General features: G+C 57.3%; 14 protein-coding genes and 1 rRNA gene. 9 read left to right on the top strand and 6 right to left on the bottom strand.

The features are described from left to right. The first annotated feature begins 16 nt into the window (after positions 1-16). Entirely contained in the window at positions 17-472 is a 456-nt protein-coding gene (locus tag ACFWW2_RS07275; RefSeq protein ID WP_393927186.1) for a hypothetical protein, read from the top strand. Between the two features lie 113 nt (positions 473-585). Here the strand turns inward: ACFWW2_RS07275 and ACFWW2_RS07270 are convergent, their stop codons facing one another. After that, positions 586-726: a hypothetical protein gene (locus ACFWW2_RS07270; RefSeq protein ID WP_393927184.1), complete on the bottom strand. Its 141-nt coding sequence runs from the start codon at positions 724-726 to the stop codon at positions 586-588. Between the two features lie 206 nt (positions 727-932). On the opposite strand from ACFWW2_RS07270, the gene clpB reads away from it, so the two are divergent. Continuing rightward, positions 933-3,545, top strand: coding sequence for an ATP-dependent chaperone ClpB (gene clpB / locus ACFWW2_RS07265; protein ID WP_393927182.1), 2,613 nt, complete (start codon positions 933-935; stop codon positions 3,543-3,545). Between the two features lie 141 nt (positions 3,546-3,686). Here the strand turns inward: clpB and ACFWW2_RS07260 are convergent, their stop codons facing one another. Beyond that, positions 3,687-4,316 (bottom strand): TetR/AcrR family transcriptional regulator, encoded by a 630-nt coding sequence (locus ACFWW2_RS07260; protein WP_393927180.1) that lies wholly within the window; start codon positions 4,314-4,316, stop codon positions 3,687-3,689. Positions 4,317-4,394: 78 nt separating this feature from the next. Between ACFWW2_RS07260 and ACFWW2_RS07255 the strand changes: the two genes are divergently transcribed. Further along, the gene (locus tag ACFWW2_RS07255; protein ID WP_393927178.1) at positions 4,395-5,351 is read left to right on the top strand and encodes an alpha/beta hydrolase; all 957 of its coding nucleotides are present in this window, start codon (positions 4,395-4,397) and stop codon (positions 5,349-5,351) included. Between the two features lie 460 nt (positions 5,352-5,811). Beyond that, a complete protein-coding gene (locus tag ACFWW2_RS07250; RefSeq protein WP_393927177.1) occupies positions 5,812-6,384 on the top strand; it encodes a DUF2585 family protein in 573 nt (190 codons plus the stop codon). On the opposite strand, the gene ACFWW2_RS07245 is transcribed toward ACFWW2_RS07250, so the two are convergent. The 4 genes from ACFWW2_RS07245 to ACFWW2_RS07230 all read right to left on the bottom strand — a co-directional run bounded on the left by ACFWW2_RS07245 (position 6,381) and on the right by ACFWW2_RS07230 (position 11,522). Further along, positions 6,381-7,502 carry an aminotransferase gene (locus tag ACFWW2_RS07245; protein WP_393927176.1) on the bottom strand — a complete coding sequence of 374 codons (1,122 nt, stop codon included), beginning with the start codon at positions 7,500-7,502 and terminating at the stop codon, positions 6,381-6,383. The two genes, ACFWW2_RS07250 and ACFWW2_RS07245, sit on opposite strands and share 4 nt — an antisense overlap. Positions 7,503-7,560: 58 nt before the next feature. Continuing rightward, complete coding sequence (locus ACFWW2_RS07240) at positions 7,561-8,280, bottom strand: hypothetical protein (RefSeq protein WP_393927175.1); 720 nt, start codon at positions 8,278-8,280, stop codon at positions 7,561-7,563. 130 nt (positions 8,281-8,410) lie between these two features. Beyond that, complete coding sequence (locus tag ACFWW2_RS07235) at positions 8,411-10,981, bottom strand: fasciclin domain-containing protein (RefSeq protein ID WP_393927174.1); 2,571 nt, start codon at positions 10,979-10,981, stop codon at positions 8,411-8,413. A 67-nt stretch (positions 10,982-11,048) separates the two neighbouring features. After that, positions 11,049-11,522, bottom strand: a complete 474-nt coding sequence (locus ACFWW2_RS07230) for a fasciclin domain-containing protein (RefSeq protein WP_393927173.1) — start codon at positions 11,520-11,522, stop codon at positions 11,049-11,051. Between the two features lie 278 nt (positions 11,523-11,800). Here ACFWW2_RS07230 and msrP point away from each other — a divergent pair, with 278 nt between their 5' ends. The 5 genes from msrP to ACFWW2_RS07205 all read left to right on the top strand — a co-directional run bounded on the left by msrP (position 11,801) and on the right by ACFWW2_RS07205 (position 15,948). After that, on the top strand, positions 11,801-12,703 hold the full coding sequence (msrP, locus tag ACFWW2_RS07225; RefSeq protein ID WP_393927172.1) for a protein-methionine-sulfoxide reductase catalytic subunit MsrP: 903 nt from the start codon (positions 11,801-11,803) through the stop codon (positions 12,701-12,703). Then, positions 12,703-12,906: a mercury resistance system transport protein MerF gene (merF, locus tag ACFWW2_RS07220; RefSeq protein WP_393927171.1), complete on the top strand. Its 204-nt coding sequence runs from the start codon at positions 12,703-12,705 to the stop codon at positions 12,904-12,906. The genes msrP and merF overlap by 1 nt, the downstream gene beginning before the upstream one ends. Then, positions 12,903-13,106 (top strand): GDCCVxC domain-containing (seleno)protein, encoded by a 204-nt coding sequence (locus tag ACFWW2_RS07215; RefSeq protein ID WP_393927170.1) that lies wholly within the window; start codon positions 12,903-12,905, stop codon positions 13,104-13,106. Before merF ends, ACFWW2_RS07215 begins: the two co-directional genes overlap by 4 nt. Then, on the top strand, positions 13,106-13,717 hold the full coding sequence (msrQ, locus tag ACFWW2_RS07210) for a protein-methionine-sulfoxide reductase heme-binding subunit MsrQ (RefSeq protein ID WP_393927240.1): 612 nt from the start codon (positions 13,106-13,108) through the stop codon (positions 13,715-13,717). The genes ACFWW2_RS07215 and msrQ overlap by 1 nt, the downstream gene beginning before the upstream one ends. A gap of 769 nt (positions 13,718-14,486) precedes the next feature. Continuing rightward, positions 14,487-15,948, top strand: a 16S ribosomal RNA gene (locus ACFWW2_RS07205). The last annotated feature ends 100 nt before the right edge of the window (positions 15,949-16,048 follow it).

The raw sequence follows: 16,048 nt of genomic DNA, 5'->3' as shown, positions 1-16,048 counted from the left end.
GATACAGGAGATTGCCATGTCCAGTGTGACCGAAAATCAAGGCCCAACCCAGCACCCGATGTTCATTTTCGGCGTGCTGAGCGTGGCGACCATTGCCATTCTCGCAGCCCTTTTGTGGGCAAGCCAGGAACCAACAGGTACGACGGTTGGTGCTCCCGCCGCGCCCGAAAATACCGAGATGAGCACGATCGAGGAACGGTCAACAGATACCTTGCAAGCCCCCGTCGTTGAAACAAGCGGCAGCTTTGTCAGCCCCGAAGATGTTGATCCGCTGACAACCCCGGTCAGTCGTACAGAAGCTGGCGAAACCCAGGCCGATATACAGACGTCGAGCGGATTGCAGACCGATCTGGTCGTCGATCCAGACCGTGGCGCCAAGGGCGGACCTGATCCTGATGGCGGGGCGGCGCCGTTTTATCCCACCCCGTCCGGGCCCGAGGGACGTGACGGTGACCCGTTCACTACAAACTGATCCGATTGAGCAGTACTACAAAATGAAAAGGCGCAGCCGTCCCGGGCTGCGCCTTTGTCATCCTGCTCGCATGGGGGTGGGCATGAAAAGCAGGATCAACGGTGAGTGGCGGTCTAGTTATTCTTTGAAGGCTCTTTTACCTTGGTGTCCGTGGCGACCTCCGGGCCGCGCAGACGGCGCACAGCATCGGGGCTGAGCGGGAAAAGCTGCATTGTCAGCGTCGCCCCCTCCGTGGTCATGATCACCTGGGTCATCTTCGTTTCCTCCATGGCTGTTATATGGCCCAAAGCGCTTTGGAAATCGCGGGGAAAACGCCCGAAAACCTCCCCCGTATGGAATTCCATACCTTTGGACTTGCGACGCAACGTTACCGACCCCATCTAGGCCTTGAGGCCCAGAAACAGGGTGTGCCGCCAAGCCGGGCACCCGCCAAATCGGGCGCTTAACAAAGGAGAGACCCATGAACTTAGACAAGTTCACCGAGCGGTCGCGCGGATTCGTACAAGCCGCTCAGACGATCGCAATGCGTGAGAATCATCAGAGATTCGCCCCCGAACACCTACTCAAAGCCTTGATGGATGATGAAGAAGGGCTGGCATCGAACCTGATCACCCGTGCAGATGGCAATGCCCCTGCCGTGATGGGCGCGGTTGAGGCCGCATTGGCCAAACAGCCCAAGGTCACCGGCGATGCGGCTCAAGTTTATCTGGACAACACCACAGCCAAGGTCATCGACGAGGCTGAACAGATCGCCAAGAAGGCAGGCGACAGCTTTGTCCCTGTTGAACGGCTGCTGACCGCGCTGGCTGTTGTGAAATCAAAGGCCAAGGATGCGCTGGATGCTGGTGGTGTGACCGCCAAGGCACTGAACGCCGCCATCAACGACATCCGCAAAGGCCGGACCGCAGACAGTGCGACGGCAGAGGATAGTTTCGAAGCCCTGGCAAAATACGCCCGCGACCTGACCGAAGCAGCCGAGCAAGGCAAGATCGACCCGATCATCGGCCGGGACGAAGAAATTCGTCGCGCCATGCAGGTCCTGTCGCGCCGGACCAAAAACAACCCGGTCCTGATCGGTGAACCCGGCGTGGGTAAAACGGCGATTGCCGAAGGTCTCGCCCTGCGCATCATCGACGGCGATGTGCCGGAATCCCTGCGCAACAAGAAACTGATGGCGCTCGACATGGGGGCTCTGATCGCCGGTGCCAAATACCGGGGCGAGTTTGAAGAACGGCTGAAGGCCGTCCTGAAGGAAATCGAAACCGCCGCCGGTGAAATCATCCTGTTTATCGACGAAATGCACACGCTTGTCGGTGCCGGCGCGTCTGAAGGCGCGATGGATGCCGCCAACCTGATCAAACCTGCACTTGCGCGGGGTGAGTTGCACTGCGTCGGGGCCACCACCCTGAACGAATACCGCAAATACGTGGAAAAGGACGCCGCCCTCGCGCGCCGGTTCCAACCACTGATGGTCGAGGAACCGACCGTCACGGACACCGTCAGCATCCTGCGCGGGATCAAGGAAAAGTACGAACTGCACCATGGTGTGCGGATCGCTGATGCGGCCTTGGTGGCCGCCGCGACCCTCTCGCACCGCTACATCACCGACCGGTTCCTGCCCGACAAGGCCATCGACTTGATGGACGAGGCGGCCAGCCGTCTACGCATGGAAGTAGACAGCAAGCCAGAGGAACTCGACGCGCTCGACCGCCAGATCCTGCAATTGCAGATCGAAGCCGAGGCGCTCAAGAAAGAGGACGACAAGGCCTCCATCGACCGGCTTGAAAAGCTGGAACGGGAACTGGCCGACCTGCAGGACCGCGGATCGGAAATGACCGCGAAATGGCAGGCCGAACGCGACAAGCTGGAAGGGACGCGCGCGGTCAAGGAAAAGCTGGATCGCGCCCGCGCCGATCTGGATATCGCCAAGCGCGAGGGCAATCTGGCGAAAGCCGGGGAGCTGTCCTATGGTGTCATTCCGCAACTGGAACGGCAATTGGCCGAGGCGGAAGAAAACGACGACCTGATGGTCGAAGAGGCCGTGCGCCCCGAACAGATCGCCGAAGTCGTCGAACGCTGGACCGGTATTCCAACGTCGAAGATGCTGGAAGGCGAGCGTGAAAAGCTGCTGCGCATGGAAGAAGAGCTTGGCAAGCGGGTCATCGGCCAGAGAACCGCCGTCACCTCGGTCGCCAACGCGGTCCGCCGCGCCCGTGCCGGTCTGAACGATGAAAACCGGCCGCTGGGGTCGTTCCTGTTCCTTGGGCCAACCGGCGTCGGTAAGACAGAACTGACCAAGGCGGTCGCGGAATACCTCTTTGACGATGACAGCGCGATGGTCCGCATCGACATGTCGGAATTCATGGAAAAACACGCGGTCGCCCGTCTGATCGGCGCGCCTCCGGGCTATGTCGGCTATGACGAAGGCGGGGTGCTGACCGAGGCTGTGCGGCGTCGTCCCTATCAGGTCGTCCTGTTTGACGAGGTCGAAAAGGCGCACCCGGACGTGTTCAACGTCCTGCTGCAGGTCCTTGATGACGGCGTGCTGACCGATGGTCAGGGCCGCACAGTGGACTTCAAGCAAACGCTGATCATCCTGACATCGAATCTCGGGGCGCAGGCGCTGAGCCAGCTCCCCGACGGGGCCGATGCGTCAGAGGCTAAGCGCGATGTGATGGATGCGGTCCGCGCCCATTTCCGGCCCGAATTCCTGAACCGTCTGGACGAAACGGTGATCTTCGACAGGCTCGCCCGCGAAGACATGGCCGGGATCGTCACGATCCAGCTCAAGCGGTTGGAGAAACGGCTCGCCGGGCGGAACATCACGATCAACCTCGACGAGGCCGCGCTGAAATGGCTGGCCGACGAAGGCTACGATCCGGTCTTCGGTGCCCGTCCTCTGAAGCGCGTGATCCAGCGCGCGCTCCAGGACCAACTGGCTGAGATGATCCTGGCCGGTGATGTCATGGACGGCGACACGATCAGTGTCAGCGCCGGTGCGGATGGATTGATCGTCGGCGACCGGCTCTCCGCCTCGAACAGGCCAAGGCCAGACGACGCGGTTGTACACTAAGCAAGGGCGCCTTCGGGCGCCTTTTTTTCACGGTTCTTTGGGAATGTTGTTTCGTGAAAGTCGGCATTGAGCCCAAAGTGCCAAATGCTGCTTTGTGATCGAATGGCGGGAGTGCCGGCATCGCTGCCAATCGATCCCTGTTCAGCGGCGCTCCCGCAGGCCATCCAAATAGAAACGCATCATGCACTGAAGCTGTTCGGCGAGCCGTTCTGGCGTGGCCAACGTGCCATCATCTTCAATAAACCATCGATGAACGGATGCGTCTGCTACGTCAAAAAGCAACTGGGCAGCAATGCGGTTCTGACCGATGTGATGCTTGAGGGCCCCGGCCAAGCTTTCGATGGCTGTGCTGCGCAGTATTTCGACCCGTTTGCGGATCATCGGTGAAATCGGCACCTCAGATGACAGCACGCGATGCAGGCTAGGATCGTCCTTGTGCAATTCGACAATGCCATTGACGAGGACTTTCACGATATCATCTGGCTCGGAAGTTGGTACGAATGAAGTGGAGGCAGCTGACATAAGCGCCTCACCTTTTGCCAAGTGATCGTCTGCAATCGCGTCCACAAGCGCCTGCTTGTTCGGAAAGTATTCGTAAAGCGATCCGATAGAGACGCCAGCGCGTTTTGCAATCACGTTGGTGTTGAACCCATCCCAACCGTCTTTGGCGAGAATCCGAGCCGCAGCTTCCAAGATGGCGGCGACAGTCGCTTTTGAGCGGCCTTGTTTTGGTTTGCGAACAATGGTTTGGCGTCGCCGTGCTGCCGTCATCGTCGGATCTCCAAACCCGAGTAGAAAATCTGAGCAGAAACTCAATATCATGGGTATCAAAACAAAGGAACCCAGATTGTGAACACCTATGAAAGCTCTAAATCATGGTCGCAGTACCGCGACATCCTTGCCGAGCGGTTCTATATCAATTTTGAAGGTCAACCGGTCGAAACCTGGCGGTCCATCCGCGGTCATCACATCCACATTGATGAGTGGCAACCGGAAGGTCCCACGAAAGGCACGCTGATCCTTGTCCATGGCGCGGGTGGAAATGGCCGCGTCCTTGCCCCATTTGCCGCGTTCGCTGCAAAACTGGGTTGGCGTATCCTCGCGCCAGATTTGCCTGGGTATGGTGTGACACAACCTGCAAAGGGCTTTCGGTGGGAGTATGAAGAATGGCCGGCTGTTGTTGCGGATTTGGCAGACGAATGTACCGGCCACGTGGTCCTTATGGGTCTCTCATTGGGCGGAATGACAGCGGTTTTTGCCGCAGAAGCTTCGCGGAATGTGTCAGGGGTCATCGCAACCACACTTCTGGATATGGGTGATCCTAGCATCTTCATCCGTGCCGCACGCTGGCGTTGGCTCGGCCTCGCAACGTTGTTGGGCTTTCGCTTGATGCCTTGGATTGTTGACCGTGTGGCGATGCCTCTCTGGCTCATTGCACCAATGAACAGGATGACGGACGATCCCGCAATGCGTGACTATTTCTCGAGTGATCCAATGCTGGGACGGCTGCGGGTACCATCCCGGTTCTTCCGAAAGATACACGCCAGAAAAGCATCTACGATCCATCTACATTGCCCACTGCTTCTCGTTCATCCCGGTGCCGACGCCTGGACTCCGACGGCACTCAGTAATCCGGCGTTTGGTCGTGTGAGGGGTGATAAGCGACTCCGGGAATTGACAAATGGCTCACACCTGCCTTTGGAACAACCGGCGCTACAGGAACTGCAGGATGAAGTGAGGTCCTTTCTCACCTCAGTCACCAACACATCGGACGGATCAGTATCCAGTAATGTCGCAGCAGAATAATGTAGATCTCTTATAGCTCCTTAACGTTGCAACGTTGTAACGCCATCGCTATGCGAACCAAATGGTCGTTGGGTGTAAAAGCGCAAAGGTCTGGTTAGTCCGCAAAGCAGCCTGTGTATTTCCAGCGGCCGTGTCAAAGTCCTCAGCCTGCAATTGCAACAGATCCTTAACACCACATTCACACTTCCACCGTGCGCTGCCTTAACCCCGCAAATTGCCGCTCAGGGGTCCGACGCAAGTCCGACGTTTTGCCGACGCGATGCCGACCGACCATTTTTGCAGGAAACGCTAGTGTTAACGGATGATTCGCGTGGTTAGGGCCGCCCGCCAATTCCGGGGGGTCGCGCAACACTACCGAACGTTGCGCGCCGACGCCTACATCATACCGCATTCAGGCCGCAAAATGATCTCATCCCATGGGTTAGGTGGCGCGGACCGATAACCAGATATGATTTTCAAGATGTCTCACAGATTGCTTTATCTTTTTGCACTGCTCGGTGTGCCTTTGATCGCCGGAACGCTTTATCTCTGGGGTCAGCCGCTGATCTGCACCTGCGGTGAGGTGAAGCTGTGGGTCGGCTCCGTTTTTGACGGCGGCAATTCGCAGCATATCGCAGATTGGTATACGCTCAGCCATATTCTGCACGGTGTTCTGATTGCGCTATTGGGCCGCTTGCTGTTTCCCTGGGTTGGCTTTGCCGTCCTGTTTGCCGTCGCCGTTATTACCGGGATCGGTTGGGAGATTATCGAGCATACCGATTTCGTGCTGAATGCGTTCCGGTCCACGACAATCAACGCCGGATACCATGGTGATAGTGTCCTGAACGCCGTGGCTGACTATATCTGGATGATGGGCGGGTTTTTTGGGGCCTATGCGATGCGCACCTTGCATGTGGTGGGCATGGTGGCGGCCTTGGAATTGTCGGCGGCGTTCATTGCCCGTGACAGTCTGGCGCTAAGCACGCTGATGCTGATCTATCCGCTGGATGCGGTTGAGGCGTGGCAGCAGGAGCTGAACCCGAACCGCGCCTAGGTCTGACGCGCGAGGAAGTCGGAGACCCGCGCCAGCCCTTCCTTGAGCACCTCTGGCGGGTTGGCGAACCCGATCCGCACGTAGCCTTCCATGCCGAAGGCCGATCCGGGGGTGAACATCACGCCGGTGTCTTTCAGAAGGTTCACGCACAAATCGCGGGACTCCATCGGCAGGTCATATTTCAGCAGCGTTGTGGTGCCTGACCGTGGTCTGACCCAGCTGATCCGGGGTTCGTTGTCTACCCAGGCTGCCAGTGTCGCCAGATTGCCGCGGGTGATCGCCTGGCTGCGTTCCAGCACGCGGGTATGGTTTTCAAGGGCGATGGTGGCGAAATGGTCGTCGATCTTGCCGACCGAGATCGTGTCGTAGTCGCGGTGGATCGACACGGCCTCGATCACCTCCTTCGGTGCGGCGATCCAGCCGAGCCGCAGACCGGCCAGCGAAAACGCCTTGGACATGCCGGCGGTGGCGATCCCTTTTTCGTAGATATCGGCGATCGATGCGGTGGTGCCGCTGCCCTGTTGGTCGATGCCGCGGTAGACCTCGTCACAGAGAATCCATGCGTCGGCGGCGCGGGCGATGGCGGCGATGTCTTCCAGCATGGGTCGGTCGATCAGCGCGCCGGTGGGGTTGTTGGGATTGTTGATCGCGACCATGCGGGTGTCGGGCGTGACCAGCGCCTGCAGGGCGTCAAGATCTGGTAGGAATCCGTCCTGTTCGCGCAGGTGCAGGTGCTGCACATCTGCCCCGAGGCTGGCGGGTATGGAATAGTGTTGCTGATAGGTGGGCACCACGGCCACAACCCGGTCGCCCCGGCTGATCATCGTCTTGTGGACCAGCATGTTCGCCCCGATGGTCCCATGGGTGACGATCACGTTTTCAGGCGACTGCCGGTCGTACAGATTTGCGATGGCGCGCAGCAGCCGTTCGGACCCCCGGATTTCGCCATAGGTCATTTTCATCGCCAGAATGTCGGACAGATCGCTGCCGTTCTTGCCAGCGAGGTCCATCAGTTCGGCGATGGTCAGGCTTTCCACGCAGGTTTCAGCGAGGTTGAGTTCGCATTTGAACTCCCATTCGTTCATCCAGATTTCGACGCCGAAGGGTTCAATATACATGGGGCCTGTCTTTCGCGTGGACCTGTTCTGATCTGACCGACCTTAGTTGACCTTGCCTTCAGATCAATCCGGGAAAGCGTCCTTGCCACCAACTGTCCTGCACGTTGATGAACGCATCGCTGTTTCGGAAGTTGTTGATGATCTGCCGGCGCATCGCTGTGCTGACCCCGCGAAAGCCCATTGTCATCGACACATAGGCATTCACCACCGCCCTGTTCAGCGCGCTGCCATGGCCACAGGCCTGCCCAGGCAGTTGCGTCGGGAATTCGCTCACCGCGAAGAGCGGTCCGGGACGCAACGGATCATGCGGATGACGCCTGCGATGCAGATGAAACTTGTGATCAACACCGTGCGCGCATTCATGGATCACCGTTGTCGCCCGGGCAGGGCGTTGCCATCGTTCCAACGGGATCACATGCAACCGCCGACCACCATCGTGACGTCCATATGCGGCAATGGCGGCTTCCAACACGTCATATGGGGCGCCCCATGCGGCATCATTGCGCGCACGGTTGGCCTCGTTTCTGGCACGCAAGCGGGTCAGGTCAGGATAGGTGCCACCGCCGGACCCACCCGATGGGCGGCCAACCAGCAGAAAAATCGGGGCAATTGCAAGTGCATGGACCGGTGGCATCCGGTCGAAAAAGGGCTGCATCTCGCGGATTTGGGTTGCGACCTCTTCGCGGGGCAGACCATTAAACGCGAAGAAATTGACTTCGTGCTGGCCCATGGTGACAGAAATGCGGAAGGTTTCGTAGTTGTCTAACGTGATGGTCAAAACAGCACCTATACTAACATCGGCAATTAAAAGAATACCGATAGTTTACGGGCGTTGTCCCAAATCGCCAAATCGCGTTGCCAAGACAAAAAAAATGCCCGGCCAACAGTGTGGCCGGGCATGGGTTGGGTTAAAGGATAAAGCTATCCTCGGTCAGGCTCCAGGACCGGACCCATGACAGGTCGATGCTGTTGCCATCGCCCAGATCGATATGGGTGCCGGACCAGCCGCCCGAGATGTCGAGATCTTCGATGCTGTCGAACCCGTAATCGCTGAGGTCGATCTGATCCACATGCACGTTGAAGTCGCGGATCTTGTCGTTTCCGTCACCTTCGGTGAAGATGAATGTATCGGCACCGCGCCCGCCATACATCACGTCGCGACCTTCGCCACCTTCGATGATGTCGTCGCCCTTGCCGCCGAAGATACGGTCGTGGCCTGTGCCGCCCTTGACCACATCGTTGCCTTTACCGCCATAGAGCCGGTCATTGCCTGCGCCGCCGTCGATATGATCATCGCCGCGCCAGCCGCTGATCAGGTCACGCCCATCACCGCCCAGGCCGACATCGTTACCGCTGCCCAGCAGGATGTAATCGTTCCCGCCTTTGCCGCTGACAAAATCGTCGCCGCGCCCGGTGTGGATGTAGTCGCGCCCGTCGGTCCCGATTTTCAGGTCAACGTTATCACCGGCCAAAAGGTCGACGGGGATCAGAACCTCATCAATCACATGGACGATGCCGTTATTGGCCTGAATGTCAGTTGCGATCAGGTTGGCGTCAAACGTATCCGGATCATTGTCGATCAGCGTTGTGCCAGACACTTCGACTGTGCCGCCTTGCAGGGTTTCGATGTTGTCCAAACCCAGCACCTGGCTGGCTTGCAGCGACTGACCCGATACATGATAGGTCAGCACATCGGTCAAAAGCGGGATCGGATCACCCTTGCCCACGACCGTCAGCACATCCACCAGATAAGACCATGCGCCAGCCTCGTCCGATCCGTGGAAACCCACATCCTGCGCCAGTTTGACGAATGCATCGTCGGTGGGCGCAAAGACGGTCAGGTCCACATTGGCGTCGGCAAGTGTTTCGGCAAGACCGGCGGTTTTGACCGCTTCCAGCAGGATATCGAAATCCGCCGGATTGTCGTCAAACCCTTCGCCAGAGGCGGCCACGATATCGGTAATGCTGGGCGCATCATTGCCAGGCAGATCGACAGGCAACAGAACCCGGTCAATCACATGGATGATCCCGTTTGAAGCTGCGATGTCCGTCGCAACCAGCGATGGGTTGATCAGATCCGGTTCCAGATCGGTCAGGGTCGGCAGTTCGCCTGCCCCGATTTCGCCCCCTTGCAGGGTCTGGATACTGCCAGCTGCGGCAATATCCGCCGCCGTCTGCGCCCCGCCAGACACGTGATAGGTCACAACCGCGTTCAACGTACCCACATCGACATTTTCAACAAGGAATGTGGTGACGGCATCAGTATCGGTGACATCGCCGTCAAAGCCCAGATCGGCCGCCAGTTGCCCGAAGGCTGCGTTGTTTGGGGCAAATACGGTGAACGATCCATCAGCGTTGTTGAGAGTGCTGACCAGTTCGGACCCGTCCAGATTGGCGTCGATATATTGCAGGGCTGCCACCAGAATGCTGAAATCGGGATTTCCGACTGCGATATCGACGATTGTCGGATCCGGCTCCGGTTCGTTGCCGGGCAGATCGACGGGCAGCAAGACGCGGTCGATCACATGGACGATCCCGTTCAGGGCCAGCGTATCGGTCGATACCAGTGTGGGGTCCGTCAGGTCGGGTTCTTGATCTTCCAGTGCGGGCAGGTTGCCTGCACCGATGGACCCGCCTTGCACAGTCTCCACCGAACCCGCGGCGGCGATATCGGCTGCGGTCAATGCACCACCGGCGACGTGATATGTGACCACGGCGTTGAGCGTTTCGACATCCACGTTTTCCACGAGGAATGTGGTCACGGCGCCAGTGTCGGCTGTGTCACCGTCAAAGCCCAGGTCGGCGGCCAGTTGGCCGAAGGCGGTATTGGTGGGTGCGAAAACGGTCAACGTATTTGCGGGATCGGACAGTGTGCCGACCAGATCGGACCCGTCAAGATTTGCATCGATGTACTTCAGGGCCGCCACCAAAATGCTGAAGTCGGGATTGCCAGCGGCGATTTCCACGATTGTGGGTTTTGGCGAGTTGCCGGGAAGATCGATGGGCAGCAGCACCCGGTCGATCACATGCAGGATGCCGTTGTCGGCTGCGATGTCGGTGGCCACAAGCGTTGGGTCTGTCAGGTCGGGTTCGTTATCGACCAGTGCGGGCAGGCTGCCTGCGCCGATGCTGCCACCCTGGATCGTTCCCACCGTTCCTGCTGCCGCGATGTCTGCTGCGCTGAGCGCGCCGCCGGCCACATGATAGGTGACGACGCTGTTGAGCGTTTCCACGTCGACATTTTCGACAAGGAACGTGGTCACCGCATCGGTATCAGTTTTGTCCCCTGCGAACCCGAGGTCCTGGGCCAGCAGCCCAAAGGCTGCATTGGTTGGTGCAAAAACCGTCAGTGATTGATCCGGATCGTTGAGTGTCTCAACCAGATTGGATCCTTCGCGGTTTGCGTCGATGAATTGAAGTGCTGCGACGAGAATGCTGAAGTTCGAGTCGCCCGTGGCGATGCCAACGAAAGTTGCCATTTTTGCCCCCTATTGGAATTGGATAGAAAAAGGGGCGGCCTCCAATGGCCGCCCCGTCACTTGTCAATTAGCTTGCTGGCAGGATGACTTTGTCGATCACGTGGATCACGCCGTTTGACGCTTCCACATCTGCGGTCACCACATTGGCATCGTTCACCATCACGCCGCCTTCGGTCATGATGGTTACGTCAGCACCGTTCACGGTTGCCGCTGACATGTCGTTGGTCAGGTCGGTCGACATCACTTTGCCTGGCACAACATGGTAGGTCAGGATCGCGGCCAGTGCTTCTGGATCTTCAAGCAGACCCTCGACTGTGCCTGCGGGCAGGGCAGCGAATGCTTCATCCGTGGGTGCGAATACGGTGAATGGACCTTCGCCTTTCAGTGTTTCGGCCAGACCGGCAGCTTCGACTGCAGCAACCAGTGTTGTGAAGGTGCCGGCTTCAACGGCGGTATCCACGATATCCTTTTCGCCCATGGCGAAAGCACTTGTTGCAACGGCTGCGGCGGCGGTCATGGCGAAGAAAGTTCTGCGTAGCATTTTGATAGACTCCCATTAAAGGATGCCTTCATTTGGCATCGTGGTTTTTACGCAGCAGAAAGGTCACGGATCACCGGGAGAAACCGCCGACCTGACTTGACGAAAAAACCGGGCGGCCTAAGCTACGTTGTTTCGCGATTTCCAGTCACAGTTCTGTGATCCGGCGTGACCAAACCGCTCGTTTTCTGGAACATTTCAATAATCTGGCGGCATCGTGAGACACTTTTCAGATCTTCTGACCTATATGCTGATCCGAACACGCTTGAACGGAGAGCTACATGGCATATCGCTGGACCAATGATCTAACCCCCGCTGACGTCACCCCGAAATCTGTCTATCTGAACCGCCGTCAGATATTGGCCGGGACAGTCGGCCTTGGCGCCATTGGTCTGGCGGGTGCCGCCACCGCGCAGGATGCGCTGGAGCCAAACACGCTGGAAGAAATCACGACCTATAACAACTATTATGAGTTCGGGACCGGCAAGAGTGACCCGGCCCAGAACGCATATAAGCTGGTGACATCGCCATGGTCCATCAAGGTCGATGGCATGGTCGACAATCCCGGTGACTATACCCTTGCTGATCTGCTGGACGGTTTGACCGTCGAAGATCGGATTTACCGGTTCCGCTGTGTTGAAGCCTGGTCGATGGTTATCCCGTGGAATGGCATTGAACTGGCCGATATCCTCAACAAGGTCGGCGTGCAGTCTGGTGCGAAATATGTGGCCTTTGAAACCGTCGTGCAGCCTGAAAACATGATCGGCGTGCAGCGCCGGGTTCTGGATTTTCCGTATGTAGAGGGTCTGCGCCTGGACGAGGCGATGCATCCGCTGACGATCATGGCGACCGGCATTTATGGTGAGCCAATTGCGAACCAGAACGGCGCACCGATCCGGTTGGTGGTTCCGTGGAAATATGGCTTCAAGTCGATCAAGTCGATTGTGCGGATCACGTTGACCGATGAGGAGCCGCCGATCAGCTGGAACAAGGCCAATGCGCGGGAATACGGCTTCTATAGTAATGTGAATCCGACTGTTGATCACCCGCGCTGGTCACAGGCGACAGAACGGCGGATCGGCGGCGGGCTGTTTTCGCCCCGGATCGATACGCTGATGTTCAACGGCTACGAGGACGAAGTGGCCAGCCTTTATGAAGGCATGGACCTGACGGAATTCTTTTGATGTCGACGAACCGAGCCCTTTGGATCGGCGGCATCGGCACACTTGTCGCGGCGATCTGCTGTTTCACACCAGCGCTTGTGGCGCTGCTGGGCGCGCTTGGGCTTTTGGCGTTGGTTGGTTATCTTGATCTGGTTCTGCTGCCGCTTTTGGGGATCTTTGCGCTGATCCTGATTTTCGGTGTGGTTCAAATGGTGCGCGCATGACCGAACTGATGTCGACAATCACATGCCCCGACTGCGGCACAACGAAGGTTGAGCAGATGGCAACAGATGCCTGCCAGTGGTTTTATGAATGCGCGGGCTGTCAAACACTGTTGAAACCAAAGCCCGGCGATTGTTGTGTCTACTGTTCCTATGGAACGGTGCCATGCCCGCCGATCCAGGATGGAAAGGCCTGCTGCTGATGGATGTTGCCGGTCGTTTGAATAGTGCGCTGCGCAAGGTCCCAGCGTGGACTATATATATAGTATGCGCAGCCTGGGTCGCGTGGTTGTTCTACTTGGCCCTGACCGGTGGTTTGGGGGTTGAGCCGATCAATGCGCTGGAACGGGAATATGGTGAACTGGGTCTGAAGCTTTTGGTGCTGGGTCTGCTGGTGACCCCGCTGCGCAAATGGACGGGCGTGAACCTGCTGAAGTTTCGCCGGGCGATCGGTGTCAGCGCGTTCTTTATTATCCTTGCCCATTTCACCGTCTGGGCGGTGCTGGATGTGCAGACATGGGAACGTGTCTGGACCGAGATCGTCAAGCGCCCCTATGTGACGGTCGGGATGCTGGGGTTGGTGCTGATGGTGCCACTGGCGCTGACATCGAACAACCTGTCTGTGCGCAAACTGGGTGCCGCGACATGGCGCAAGCTGCACAAGCTGACCTATCCGGTCGCGATTCTGGGGGCGGTCCACTATCTTTGGCTGGTCAAAGGCTTTCAGATCGAGCCGATCATCTATCTGGTGATCATCCTGGGGCTTGTGGCGAGCCGTTATGTATCGTCCGGATGGCGGCGACAGACGGCCTGAGCCTGAAATCTGCGGTGAATCGGGGGCCCGGCACGCAAAGTGCAGGGCCTTCTTGCATTTTCGATGGGTGAATCGGGGCGATTCACCCCGGCGAGTCGCCGGATGGAAGGTTAACAAAGTGTGAATCGGGCCGATTCCGGCCAAAATCAGGCAGTGAGTCTGTCCGGATAGCGGGGAGTCTTGTGGGAGACTCTGTGGATAACCCCAAATCTGGTATATTCTGTTTCTGTTCTGCCTAAGAAAATTGCGATCTGACCCCGCGTCCACGTACTGAAATTGCCCTAAACCCCCTAAAACATGGGAAAAATCGGGTTTGTCACAAAAAATGCATTTTTCTCGAAAAAAGGGGTTGCGGGTACCCGTCAGTAGCCGTAGAACCCCCCTCACCGGCGGCGCTGAGGCGCTCAACGGGGCGCCAAACGGGCCACACGGCAACGAGACGCAACTAAGAAAATCAGAGGTATTCGAGGCGGGGCGCGCCACAAAGTTAGGGCGCATCTAGTCTCTTTTGTCTCTACGCTGTTTGAAATTGATATATCTGAAGAGATATGTGGGCGGTTTGGTTCAGTTCGATGGATCAACGTCTGTATATCAACGCTCTTAGAATTTCGGTTCGATCATAGAGTGTCAGCTTCACTGTTTGGACGGTTTCTTGTTTTCTTATGAAAACCTGAAGCACGATAAACAGAGAAACGCCATATGGTTTCAGTAAGGCCATATGGTGATGTGCAGAGGTTCGAACGTCAAGGACAGCGTCGCAAGATGCTTTCAACTTGAGAGTTTGATCCTGGCTCAGAACGAACGCTGGCGGCAGGCCTAACACATGCAAGTCGAGCGCACCTTCGGGTGAGCGGCGGACGGGTTAGTAACGCGTGGGAATATACCCTTCACTACGGAATAGCCTCGGGAAACTGAGAGTAATACCGTATACGCCCTTCGGGGGAAAGATTTATCGGTGAAGGATTAGCCCGCGTCTGATTAGATAGTTGGTGGGGTAACGGCCTACCAAGTCTACGATCAGTAGCTGGTTTGAGAGGATGATCAGCAACACTGGGACTGAGACACGGCCCAGACTCCTACGGGAGGTAGCAGTGGGGAATCTTAGACAATGGGCGCAAGCCTGATCTAGCCATGCCGCGTGAGTGACGAAGGCCCTAGGGTCGTAAAGCTCTTTCGCCAGGGATGATAATGACAGTACCTGGTAAAGAAACCCCGGCTAACTCCGTGCCAGCAGCCGCGGTAATACGGAGGGGGTTAGCGTTGTTCGGAATTACTGGGCGTAAAGCGTACGTAGGCGGATTAGAAAGTAGGGGGTGAAATCCCAGGGCTCAACCCTGGAACTGCCTCCTAAACTACTAGTCTAGAGTTCGAGAGAGGTGAGTGGAATTCCAAGTGTAGAGGTGAAATTCGTAGATATTTGGAGGAACACCAGTGGCGAAGGCGGCTCACTGGCTCGATACTGACGCTGAGGTACGAAAGTGTGGGGAGCAAACAGGATTAGATACCCTGGTAGTCCACACCGTAAACGATGAATGCCAGACGTCGGGGGGCTTGCCCTTCGGTGTCACACCTAACGGATTAAGCATTCCGCCTGGGGAGTACGGTCGCAAGATTAAAACTCAAAGGAATTGACGGGGGCCCGCACAAGCGGTGGAGCATGTGGTTTAATTCGAAGCAACGCGCAGAACCTTACCAACCCTTGACATCCTTGGACCGCCAGAGAGATCTGGTTTTCTCGTAAGAGACCAAGTGACAGGTGCTGCATGGCTGTCGTCAGCTCGTGTCGTGAGATGTTCGGTTAAGTCCGGCAACGAGCGCAACCCACATCTTTAGTTGCCAGCAGTTCGGCTGGGCACTCTAAAGAAACTGCCCGTGATAAGCGGGAGGAAGGTGTGGATGACGTCAAGTCCTCATGGCCCTTACGGGTTGGGCTACACACGTGCTACAATGGTGCCTACAGTGAGTTAATCTCCAAAAGGCATCTCAGTTCGGATTGGGGTCTGCAACTCGACCCCATGAAGTCGGAATCGCTAGTAATCGCGTAACAGCATGACGCGGTGAATACGTTCCCGGGCCTTGTACACACCGCCCGTCACACCATGGGAGTTGGGTTTACCCGAAGGCCGTGCGCCAACCAGCAATGGAGGCAGCGGACCACGGTGAGCTCAGCGACTGGGGTGAAGTCGTAACAAGGTAGCCGTAGGGGAACCTGCGGCTGGATCACCTCCTTTCTAAGGATGTTCCTAGCAGATTGGCTTGCCAATTTCGTGGAACACTTAGCAGTCGGCATACAAAGCCGGCATATATAGAGCCAGGCCGTCCTCATATCTC

Origin of the sequence: Yoonia sp. R2-816, assembly GCF_046762905.1 — a bacterium.
Taxonomy (GTDB): Bacteria; Pseudomonadota; Alphaproteobacteria; order Rhodobacterales; family Rhodobacteraceae; genus Yoonia.
Note: the sequence above shows the minus strand (reverse complement) of the source record. Positions and strands in the feature narration are given on the sequence as shown.

Excerpts from the sequence above, each read along its gene's own strand:
- msrP (WP_393927172.1), top strand. The coding sequence starts at position 11,801 with ATGGCATATCGCTGGACCAATGATCTAACCCCCGCTGACGTCACCCCG.
- ACFWW2_RS07250 (WP_393927177.1), top strand. The coding sequence starts at position 5,812 with ATGTCTCACAGATTGCTTTATCTTTTTGCACTGCTCGGTGTGCCTTTG.
- ACFWW2_RS07215 (WP_393927170.1), top strand. The coding sequence starts at position 12,903 with ATGACCGAACTGATGTCGACAATCACATGCCCCGACTGCGGCACAACG.
- clpB (WP_393927182.1), top strand. The coding sequence starts at position 933 with ATGAACTTAGACAAGTTCACCGAGCGGTCGCGCGGATTCGTACAAGCC.
- ACFWW2_RS07275 (WP_393927186.1), top strand. The coding sequence starts at position 17 with ATGTCCAGTGTGACCGAAAATCAAGGCCCAACCCAGCACCCGATGTTC.
- ACFWW2_RS07230 (WP_393927173.1), bottom strand. The coding sequence starts at position 11,522 with ATGCTACGCAGAACTTTCTTCGCCATGACCGCCGCCGCAGCCGTTGCA.
- ACFWW2_RS07270 (WP_393927184.1), bottom strand. The coding sequence starts at position 726 with ATGACCCAGGTGATCATGACCACGGAGGGGGCGACGCTGACAATGCAG.
- ACFWW2_RS07245 (WP_393927176.1), bottom strand. The coding sequence starts at position 7,502 with ATGTATATTGAACCCTTCGGCGTCGAAATCTGGATGAACGAATGGGAG.
- ACFWW2_RS07260 (WP_393927180.1), bottom strand. The coding sequence starts at position 4,316 with ATGACGGCAGCACGGCGACGCCAAACCATTGTTCGCAAACCAAAACAA.
- msrQ (WP_393927240.1), top strand. The coding sequence starts at position 13,106 with ATGGATGTTGCCGGTCGTTTGAATAGTGCGCTGCGCAAGGTCCCAGCG.
- ACFWW2_RS07235 (WP_393927174.1), bottom strand. The coding sequence starts at position 10,981 with ATGGCAACTTTCGTTGGCATCGCCACGGGCGACTCGAACTTCAGCATT.
- merF (WP_393927171.1), top strand. The coding sequence starts at position 12,703 with ATGTCGACGAACCGAGCCCTTTGGATCGGCGGCATCGGCACACTTGTC.